Annotated in this window: 12 protein-coding genes and 1 tRNA gene; 7 read left to right on the plus strand and 6 right to left on the minus strand. The window is 55.2% G+C overall.

All coding sequences use genetic code 11. From position 1 onward, the window contains the following. The first annotated feature begins 52 nt into the window (after positions 1-52). From pheT to A15D_RS03830, 4 genes are all read left to right on the plus strand, one after another. On the plus strand, positions 53-2431 hold the full coding sequence (gene pheT, locus A15D_RS03815) for a phenylalanine--tRNA ligase subunit beta (RefSeq protein WP_102790835.1): 2379 nt from the start codon (positions 53-55) through the stop codon (positions 2429-2431). Between the two features lie 23 nt (positions 2432-2454). Beyond that, positions 2455-2757, plus strand: coding sequence for an integration host factor subunit alpha (gene ihfA / locus A15D_RS03820; RefSeq protein WP_022986953.1), 303 nt, complete (start codon positions 2455-2457; stop codon positions 2755-2757). Next, on the plus strand, positions 2738-3097 hold the full coding sequence (locus A15D_RS03825; RefSeq protein ID WP_022986954.1) for a MerR family transcriptional regulator: 360 nt from the start codon (positions 2738-2740) through the stop codon (positions 3095-3097). The genes ihfA and A15D_RS03825 overlap by 20 nt, the downstream gene beginning before the upstream one ends. Before the next feature lie 189 nt (positions 3098-3286). Next, positions 3287-3363 (plus strand) — tRNA-Pro (locus A15D_RS03830). Positions 3364-3530: 167 nt separating this feature from the next. Here the strand turns inward: A15D_RS03830 and A15D_RS17515 are convergent. Both A15D_RS17515 and A15D_RS03835 read right to left on the minus strand, forming a co-directional pair. Next, positions 3531-3761: a ribbon-helix-helix protein, CopG family gene (locus A15D_RS17515; RefSeq protein ID WP_146026843.1), complete on the minus strand. Its 231-nt coding sequence runs from the start codon at positions 3759-3761 to the stop codon at positions 3531-3533. 284 nt (positions 3762-4045) lie between these two features. Further along, entirely contained in the window at positions 4046-4669 is a 624-nt protein-coding gene (locus tag A15D_RS03835; RefSeq protein ID WP_146026839.1) for a hypothetical protein, read from the minus strand. A 398-nt stretch (positions 4670-5067) separates the two neighbouring features. Here A15D_RS03835 and A15D_RS03840 point away from each other — a divergent pair, with 398 nt between their 5' ends. Further along, entirely contained in the window at positions 5068-5787 is a 720-nt protein-coding gene (locus A15D_RS03840) for an inovirus Gp2 family protein (protein ID WP_102790837.1), read from the plus strand. Between the two features lie 54 nt (positions 5788-5841). Continuing rightward, complete coding sequence (locus A15D_RS03845; protein ID WP_102790838.1) at positions 5842-6036, plus strand: AlpA family transcriptional regulator; 195 nt, start codon at positions 5842-5844, stop codon at positions 6034-6036. 44 nt (positions 6037-6080) lie between these two features. Here the strand turns inward: A15D_RS03845 and A15D_RS03850 are convergent, their stop codons facing one another. The 3 genes from A15D_RS03850 to A15D_RS03855 all read right to left on the minus strand — a co-directional run bounded on the left by A15D_RS03850 (position 6081) and on the right by A15D_RS03855 (position 7435). After that, on the minus strand, positions 6081-6428 hold the full coding sequence (locus tag A15D_RS03850) for a hypothetical protein (protein WP_102790839.1): 348 nt from the start codon (positions 6426-6428) through the stop codon (positions 6081-6083). A gap of 73 nt (positions 6429-6501) precedes the next feature. Beyond that, a complete protein-coding gene (locus A15D_RS17140) occupies positions 6502-6786 on the minus strand; it encodes a hypothetical protein (protein ID WP_146026840.1) in 285 nt (94 codons plus the stop codon). 91 nt (positions 6787-6877) lie between these two features. Next, positions 6878-7435: a DUF4339 domain-containing protein gene (locus tag A15D_RS03855; protein WP_102790840.1), complete on the minus strand. Its 558-nt coding sequence runs from the start codon at positions 7433-7435 to the stop codon at positions 6878-6880. Between the two features lie 236 nt (positions 7436-7671). Between A15D_RS03855 and A15D_RS03860 the strand changes: the two genes are divergently transcribed. Next, the gene (locus A15D_RS03860; protein WP_102790841.1) at positions 7672-8001 is read left to right on the plus strand and encodes a helix-turn-helix domain-containing protein; all 330 of its coding nucleotides are present in this window, start codon (positions 7672-7674) and stop codon (positions 7999-8001) included. On the opposite strand, the gene A15D_RS03865 is transcribed toward A15D_RS03860, so the two are convergent. Further along, positions 7998-8813: hydrolase or metal-binding protein (locus A15D_RS03865; protein WP_102790842.1), on the minus strand; the 816-nt coding region annotated here is incomplete at its 5' end. The genes A15D_RS03860 and A15D_RS03865 overlap by 4 nt on opposite strands.

The following is an 8813-nucleotide window of genomic DNA, read 5'->3' on the forward strand; positions in this document are numbered from 1 at the left end:
GAGAATGACTCTGTGCCCTCTGTGGTAACAAGACGCTAGTAAGGATTTGAACATGCTCGTAAATGAAGCCTGGTTGCGGGAATGGGTTAACCCCGCGGTTGATACGGACACCCTGGTGAAGCAGCTGACCATGGCTGGTCTGGAAGTGGACGGCGTGGAACCGGCGGCGCCGGTATTTTCCGGTGTCGTGGTGGGGCAGGTAGAAAGCTGCGAGCCGCACCCTGATGCGGACAAACTGCGCGTCTGTCAGGTGAGTAACGGCTCGCAGACAGCTCAGGTGGTGTGCGGCGCCAGCAATGTCCGCCCAGGCCTGAAAATTCCTTTCGCGCAAGTGGGCGCCAAGCTGCCCGGTGACTTCAAGATCAAGAAGGCCAAGCTGCGTGGCGTGGAATCCAACGGCATGCTGTGTGGCGCCTCCGAGCTGGGTCTGGAAGACCTCATCGATGGCTTGATGGAGCTGCCAGACGATGCGCCGGTGGGTACGGATTTCCGGGAGTACCTGCAGCTGGATGATGCGGTGATCGAGGTGGATCTGACCCCGAACCGCGCAGACTGCCTGAGCGTGCGCGGTATCGCCCGCGAGCTGGGGGTAATGAATCAGTGTCCGCTCACCGAAGTCGCCATCAGCCAGGTGACGCCTGCGATTGATGACACCCTGACCATCACCCTGGCTGACAGCGATGCCTGCCCGCGTTATCTCGGCCGGGTCATCAAGGGCGTTAACGTCAAGGCTGACACCCCATTGTGGATGGTCGAGCGCCTGCGCCGGGCCGGCCTGCGTACCATCGACCCGATTGTCGACGTGACCAACTATGTCCTGCTGGAACTGGGCCAGCCGCTGCATGCGTTTGATCTGGCCAAGATCAGCGGCGGTATCACCGTGCGCAAGGCCAAGGCTGACGAGACACTGGTAACCCTGGACGAGCAGACGCTGACGCTGCGGGATGACACCCTGGTGATTGCCGATGACAGCGCCGCGCTTGCCGTGGCCGGTGTCATGGGAGGCCAGCCCTCCGCGGTCACCGAACAGACCCAGGACATTTTCCTGGAGTGTGCGTTCTTTGCGCCGCTGGCGATTGCCGGCAAGGCCCGTTCCTACGGCCTGCACACCGACTCTTCTCACCGTTTTGAGCGCGGGGTTGATCCGCAATTGCAGCAGGATGCGATTGAGCGTGCTACCGCGTTGATCCTGGAGATCGCCGGCGGTCAGCCAGGGCCTGTGTGTGAGGCCGTGGAAGACGCCAAACTGCCACGGCAGGCCGAGATTGCCTTGCGCGCAGAGCGTATCGAAGGGTTGTTGGGCATGGCATTGCCCGCCGAGCAGGTCGAAGACATCCTTGGTCGTCTGGGCATGGCCATCACGCCCGCCGCCAGCGGTGATGCCTGGACCGTGCTGGCGCCGAGCTGGCGCTTTGACATGGCCATCGAGCCCGACCTGATCGAAGAGCTGGCGCGGATCTATGGCTATGAAAAGCTGCCGAGTCGCGTGCCGGCAGGCTCTCCGTCGGGCGATACCGTCGGCGAGAATGTGGTGGCAGTGCGCCGTCTGGCCGATACCTTGATCGATCGCGGCTATCTTGAAGCGATTACCTATACCTTTGTGGAGCCGGGTTTGCTCAAGCAGGTGGAGCCTCGCGTTGAGCCGCTGCCGCTGCTCAATCCGATTTCTGCTGATCTGGGCGTTATGCGCACCACGCTGCTGGCCGGTTTGTTCAGCACGGCGCGCCACAACCTGAACCGTCAGGCGGATCGTCTGCGTCTGTTCGAGACCGGCCTGCGTTTCATGCCTCAAGCGCAAGGCGAGCTGGAACAAACCCCGATGATTGCCGGGCTGGTCTACGGCAGCGCCCAGCCGCAAAACTGGGAAGGCAAGCGGGCGGCAGACTTCTTTGATCTGAAAGGGGATGTGGAAGCCCTGCTCAGTCTGTCCGATGCCAGCGCGTTCAGTTTTACCGCGGGTGAGCATCCTGCCCTGCACCCGGGGCAGACGGCGGCCTTGAGTCGCGGTGGTGAGGTGGTCGGCTACCTTGGCCGCATCCACCCGCGCCTGGCGGCAGATCTGGACCTGCCGGCCAACCTGTATGCCTTTGAGTTGGCGCTGGCGCCACTGCAGCAAGGAATACTGCCTCACTTTGCCGGTGTTTCCGATCAGCCGCGGATGCGTCGCGACCTGGCTTTTGTCGTGGACGCTGGCGTTCCGGCAGGGGATTTGGTGGCAGCGGTTCGCGACACCTGTGACGAACGTCTCACTGATGTTCGGATTTTCGATATATATCAAGGTGATAGCATTGGTGAAAATCGCAAAAGTCTCGCCTTGGGCTTGACCTTCCAGGACCGTTCGCGCACTCTTAAGGATCAAGAAGTCAACGACTTGGTGGAGGCTGTTGTTTCTCAAGTAAAACAGCAGTTTAACGCCACTTTGAGGGATTGATTCAGGGATTTGGGAGTCTTTTCATGGGTGCGCTGACCAAAGCGGACATGGCCGAGCGCCTGTTCGAAGAGCTTGGCCTGAACAAGCGCGAAGCCAAGGAAATGGTGGAAATGTTCTTCGAGGAAATCCGCCATTCCCTTGAGAGCAACGTTCCCGTGAAACTCTCCGGCTTCGGTAATTTTGACCTTCGCGACAAGAGCGAGCGACCCGGCCGTAATCCTAAAACCGGTGAGGAAATTCCCATCACCGCCCGACGGGTTGTGACCTTCCGTCCAGGACAAAAACTAAAACAACGGGTTGAGGCCTATGCTGGAACCAAGCCATAACGACGAACTCCCGGCGATCCCGGGTAAGCGTTATTTCACCATTGGCGAAGTCAGCGACCTGTGCGATGTGAAACCACACGTACTGCGCTACTGGGAGCAGGAATTCCCCCAGCTCAAGCCGGTGAAACGACGCGGTAACCGTCGTTACTATCAGCGCCAGGACGTGCTGATGATCCGCCAGATTCGCAGCTTGCTGTACGATCAGGGCTTCACGATCGGTGGCGCGCGTCAGCAGCTTACCGGCGGTGCCAACGCGGAGCAGGCCACCCAGTATCACCAGCTGATCAAGCAAATGATCACCGAGCTGGAAGAAGTGCTGGACGTACTCAAGGCGTCCTGACGAGTCATACGTGACGCGCCATGCTTCAGCATGACGATCAAGCCCCGCCAGCCTGCTGGCGGGGCTTTTTCATGCATTGACCCCATGGGCCGATCAAACCCTGAGCAAACAGCATCTTGCAGGTTCCATCCCCCCATCAAATCCGCTATTATGCACGCCGCTTTGGTAGCCAGTGGTTGCCAGACATCTCGGGGCGTAGCGCAGCCTGGTAGCGCACTTGCATGGGGTGCAAGGGGTCGGAGGTTCGAATCCTCTCGCCCCGACCAAATAAAGGTCGGGAAAACAACAAGATAGGCCGGTCATAGATGACTGGCCTTTTCTTTTTCTGGGTCGTCGCCATAATTTTCGTCATCTGGTCGCCGTTTGGTTGCCGTTTCTCAATTGCTACCTGTTCTGGTTGCCATTTCGGGTTGGCGGTTTTTTCTATGGTTGGCTAGAAGTCGCCTTTCTCGAAGGCGTGCAGAACCCAATCTTCAACAATGTCGTGCCTTGATCGCTTTTGCCGTTCCGCAATTTTATCCAGCTTCTCCTTTGCTTCTTCTATGAACAGATAGAAAGGCCGCGTTGGCGGAAGCCTCGGCCGCTTAACAGTGACCGATCTGGTCGAGCAGTACCTGACGGAAGCTATTGAGGACCGGACGGCGGCAGCCCCCGAACCGGGGATAAGCTGAGGGTGCCAGGGCCAGGAAGCCCAAAGGACAGTGGGAGGTGCGACGTACTCTCCATAATGACGCTGTCCTGGTTTAGTAGACCACTACACTTATACGTACGGTCCGTGCTGGACTGGCTCGCATGGGGTGCACGAGTGAGGTGGCTGAAGTTATCTTGGGGCACTCACGAAAGGGGATTGAGGGGACTTATGACCTGCATGGATATAGGCTGAATGTCGAGAGTGGTTGCAGCGATGGGCTGCTCATATGCAGTTGCTTATCGAGAAGTAGCCAGCCCTTATACTTTTGAATATTTCTTGGTGAGGGGGGCTTCGTCAGCATTAGCTTTGCTCTCATACAGGTTTGCTCCTGCTAGGGGGAGAGAGAGAGGTTCCGGCTGGATGATATTGGTCTCCGGCATTTGGAGGGCTTCAATTGAGGGGGAGGGCTGTCGTAATTGCCCTTTCTCAGCCAGGAGCAGGAGTTTTTCCTGTATCAGATCCTCAATGACCTTGTTTTGGGGCTTGTAGAGGTTTTCGGATAGCGTTTTTAAGTTTTCAATCGCCCTAGTGCTGAGGACCATGTTGATGTTCTTCTGATTGGTTAATCTTAGCTTGGTTCTGTATTTGTGTTGGTTCCAGGCGGTTTTGATTCTGGCTGTCAATTTGGCACCTTCGCTTCCGCAAAGGGCGTCTAACACAGCCATTTTCTCGACAACGTGCCCGCGATCATCCTTCACTACTACCCTTCCGTTCCCATCCTCGCCAATGCTCTTAAGGGCGTGCTCTACTAGTAGTCGTTGCGCCACTTTATTCTTATTCAGATAACGCGCTAGCCATGACACGTGCTCTCTATCTTTTGTATTGATCCAGCGGTTGAACGCTTGTCTGGATAGCTCGACTTGATCATATGCAGTGTGCATGGGGCTTAAACTCGCAAAATTACATAGTAACAATATAGTTTTGAAAAAGTATCAATGCTGTCCGGTTAAAGTCAAATAAATGACGCATTAACGTCATATTATGGTTATGGCTATAAAGTTTTTAATATAATAAAAACAGTGTGTTGGTGTGGTTAAAGCAAGGGTAGCCTGCCATGGCTATTGCTACTAGTTACCGGGTAATGCCAACTTCAGGTTGTCGGTAAATAGATATATAGAGGTTGTCGTCCAGCCCACTTGTTGAAGGCTGGGATACCCAATCAGGATTATTAGCTGTCTGGCTCCCTAAAGCCGGGCAGCGGTATTTACCTACCTTGGTGCCGGTCGAAAGTTACACGCAGGCATCTCCTATGAGTAAACAATTCTCATAGGAGAAATTAATGATTAACCGGCACCCTCTTAACACCAACCTTTCCCTACACCACACAGGCTCCTGGCATGGCTTTGAGGTCCAGCTTCAGCATGGACCTTTAGTGCATGAATACCTGTACCGCTTCAAAGAGACCCTGGATTGGTCATTGTCTGAACACCCTCGAACGTTGGCTGTGAGACTCGATCTGCGTCTGCCTGAGCGTCATCACTTTCAGCTGGAGTTTGTGATGGGTCGATTTATCAGCTCGTTGCGAGAACAAGTAAAAGCTGACGTTAATCGTAGACGTAGCGAAGGTAAGCGGGTCCATGACACCGCTGTCCGGTATATCTGGGTACGAGAGCAGGACAGCAGCGATCAACCTCATTTCCACGTCTGCCTGTTCTTTAACAAGGATACTTACCGGCAGCTAGGGAGCCTGCCTTCTGCGAAGGGGGAAGGGGCTGCAATGCCTGATCCGGACGTGCCGCGTGACTTGTTGGCGGACAGGCCAGCTAAGAACCTTGCCGAGCGCATTGTGAAGGCATGGTCACGAGCCGTCGGGTTGGGGGCAGATGAGGGGAGTGGATTGGTCCACTTCCCCTACAGCTGCGTATACCGAGTCAATGTGGGTTCAGCTGGTGGGGAAGCTGAGGTGGCGGGTTTATTTAGCCGCATCAGCTACTTGGCGAAAGCCAAGACCAAGCAATACGGGATGGGGATCAGACATTTCGGTACCAGCCGGAGATAGGAGTGAGTAAAAAAATACAGGCGAGCGCTATCTCATGAGTTGAAGGAGAGTCTCATGAAGATCATGCGTTTGAAGGAAGTCATGGACACCACCGGGTTGGGCCGTTCGTACATCTACAAGTTGGCCAGTGAGGGTGCCTTCCCCAAGCCGGTGCAGTTGGGCGGGCGAGCCTCTGGGTGGGTGTCTGACGAGGTGGAATCCTGGATTTTGGAGAGAATTGAAGAAAGGGATCGTTTGGCGGGGGAGTAAAAGGTAGGCAGCGGCTCTCTGTCGAGCCGCTGTATTGGGGGTGGTTAGGCGCCGAAGCTGTAGGTGCCAGCCCCTTGATCGGTTTCGATTTCAGCCTCAAGAACGTCGCAGTCATTGTTGACTTGGATCTTGGCTGTTTTTCCAAATTTGATTGTCTTGGGCAGTTGGCTTCTTCCGTTGTATTTGATGACGCGGCATTCCCCCCGGTTGACGGTGACCTCCTGGATTTCCACTTCTTCTACGAGGCTTCGAATCGTCACGTACTTGGGGTTCATTCCATATCCCAAGCCTGTATGGCTGGTAGCGGAACCGACCTCAATGACCTCCGAGAGATCGGAGCAGCCGGAAAGAGTGATGGCCATTAGGGCGGCAGCGAAAGCGGTTTTTCTCATGGTTAACTCCTTGTTGTAATTGATAAAGCTGATTGAAGCTGGCGGCGGTTTGCTAAAAAGAAGTTGCTACGGCTTATCCATTTCTGCATGTGGCAATAGCATCATTGATGTAGGGCTGAAGTTTTGATTTGGCTTCACCAGATGAAACGTCTTCTGGTGGAGCTCCCTCGTTTACTGCGTAATTAGAAAGAACATCTGTGTATACGCAGCCGCAGAAATCGGGGTTTTGAAGGTCATCCAATGTGATCTGATCAGTGCAAAGGGAAGTGACACTCTTTTTAAAGGTGTTTTCCGGTTCATCTGCGCAACCAGCCATTAAAATGGACGCAATAAGTGGCAATAAAGAGAAGGTCTTCATCGTTGTCTCTCTTCTGGTGTCGATGTGGGGTGGCCTGCTGATTGCAGGCCTTGATGAGGGTGGGGCTACTTGCCTGGTAAATGTCTGGTTGTTAAACCGTCAGCATCAGTGCAAAGCAGGCTAGCCAGACAATAAAGTAGGCCAGATTGTGTTTAAGAGCCTTGGCCCTTTGGTACAGGTAAACGGGGATTAGCCAGGTCATACCTTTGAACTTACTGGTATCAATGCCGGATTGCTCCAGGCGCTTTTCATCCCAGAATGACAAGGCGAGGTTGAGGGCCAGGGTGATATACCAGAACTCAGCACTCGACAGTGCTTGTTCTATCCGGTATTCGCTGCCGTTATAGACCATGCCAGCGACTATGGACTCAAAGATCAGGCCAATGAGTGGTGCAAAAGCCAGAACCCACACGACGGTATTGTTAACGTGCTCCCCGCTCAGAGGAGGGGGGGCGGTCTTGTCCAGGTGGGCTGCTAATTCTGTTGTTTCAAGTTTCGTCCAGTCGGACAAGCCGTTTCGCCATACAACGGCGCCGCGAGTGATTTCCCCGCTGGTGATCAAACTGATCATTTCCTGTTCAGAAAACCCTCCTTTGCGTTGGCCGCCGCTTTCGTAGAACCAGGGCTTCTGTGTATCCGTTGCTTCCATGTTGGACCTCTTTTCATTTTTTAGTGATTAGGGAGGTATAAAGGGGTAGCTAACCGTCCTGGCTAGCCGGCTGTGCTGAATCACTTCCCCCAAAGTGACTTGGGCCCGAAAACGGGTTCGGGCACACAGTACCGCAAAAGTATCGCAATGCGACACTTTGTGAGTCAAGTTCAGCGATACGACACAGGTATCGCTCTGCCGTAGCGTTGCTTCATCTATTTGGTGGAGTGGGCGTGATGAGTTTTCCCGAGCGCCTGAAAGCGGCCCGGTTGGCATTGGGGCTGACTCAGGAGCAGCTAGGTTTTGAGTTGGATGTCACCAAGTCCACGGTCTCCGCTTGGGAGAATGGCCGTGATGCCCCGGGGTTTCGGTATTTGCCTGCTTTGAAGCAGGCGTTAGGGGTTTCTCTGGACTTCCTTATATGCGGGATTGCTGAGGACAGTGCCGCAGACCCAGCAGGCACTTACGGCGCGGAAGTTCGCAGTGAGACTGAAGCTGATTTGCTCAAGCGTTACCGCAAACTTTCACGCAGCCGCCAGGAAGGCCTGAAGGCACTTCTTGATTAACCGGCAGACTGCTTGCCAGCCAGCTTATTGCTAAGCGCGGCTGTGGATTGAGTGCTGGATTCCCTGGCTTGAGTTGAGCCCTCGCCTGAAAACTCCTCCACTACCTGCAGCCCCTCATCTTCCGCATACTCGAACTGCGCATTCATCAGGCCCGCCTGGGCGACCTTATCCAGTTCGGCCTGGCTGATTCCCAGAGTCTCGCGTCCTTTCGCTTCTTCCCGTGCATGGGTGACAGCGTCCTTCATGTCCTGATCCGCTCTCAGGGTCAGATCCACGTAGTAGATCGGTGCCCGATGGCTCTGGGTGGTGCTCTTGCCCCGTAGCTTGAGCTCCAGCGGTAGCGTGGCCAGGTTGCCGCCACTGATGGCATGGAAGTAACGCAGGCGAGCGGCGAGGGTGCGGATGCTGTTGTAGCCAGTAGTCCGGAACACAAAGCAGCCCAGTTCATCATCGTCACCGATCTGGACGTACAGTCGACCATAGGGCTTGCACAGCCCATGGCTGCCGTAGTCACACAAATCCGGTGACGGGCAGGGCAGGGATTCCAAGCCTTTGTCAGTATGACGTCGGCAGTTCTCCCCATCTCCAGCGCACAGCGGCCTGCCGCTCTTGCGCTCGAAGAAGGTGTACTCGGCCCTTAGGTTCAGGTCCGGGTCATTGAAGGGCAGGGTAATGGGAATGCTGCGCAGCTTGCTGCCCTGGGTTTCCTTACGCAGGGCCTCATCAAGCGGGTGAGGCAGCCAGCCCTCCTTGGTCTGGATCTGGGTGGTAATGGTGAACTGATCGTCTTTCTCCGGCAGACGCTTGCCGTT

Origin of the sequence: Alcanivorax sp. MD8A (genome assembly GCF_002888555.1) — a bacterium.
Taxonomy (GTDB): Bacteria; Pseudomonadota; Gammaproteobacteria; order Pseudomonadales; family Alcanivoracaceae; genus Alcanivorax.

Bases quoted from the DNA above. Each gene is read 5' to 3' on its own strand.
- pheT (WP_102790835.1), top strand. From the start codon at position 53: ATGCTCGTAAATGAAGCCTGGTTGCGGGAATGGGTTAACCCCGCGGTT.
- ihfA (WP_022986953.1), top strand. From the start codon at position 2,455: ATGGGTGCGCTGACCAAAGCGGACATGGCCGAGCGCCTGTTCGAAGAG.
- A15D_RS03825 (WP_022986954.1), top strand. From the start codon at position 2,738: ATGCTGGAACCAAGCCATAACGACGAACTCCCGGCGATCCCGGGTAAG.
- A15D_RS03835 (WP_146026839.1), bottom strand. From the start codon at position 4,669: ATGCACACTGCATATGATCAAGTCGAGCTATCCAGACAAGCGTTCAAC.
- A15D_RS03840 (WP_102790837.1), top strand. From the start codon at position 5,068: ATGATTAACCGGCACCCTCTTAACACCAACCTTTCCCTACACCACACA.
- A15D_RS03845 (WP_102790838.1), top strand. From the start codon at position 5,842: ATGAAGATCATGCGTTTGAAGGAAGTCATGGACACCACCGGGTTGGGC.
- A15D_RS03850 (WP_102790839.1), bottom strand. From the start codon at position 6,428: ATGAGAAAAACCGCTTTCGCTGCCGCCCTAATGGCCATCACTCTTTCC.
- A15D_RS17140 (WP_146026840.1), bottom strand. From the start codon at position 6,786: ATGAAGACCTTCTCTTTATTGCCACTTATTGCGTCCATTTTAATGGCT.
- A15D_RS03855 (WP_102790840.1), bottom strand. From the start codon at position 7,435: ATGGAAGCAACGGATACACAGAAGCCCTGGTTCTACGAAAGCGGCGGC.
- A15D_RS03860 (WP_102790841.1), top strand. From the start codon at position 7,672: ATGAGTTTTCCCGAGCGCCTGAAAGCGGCCCGGTTGGCATTGGGGCTG.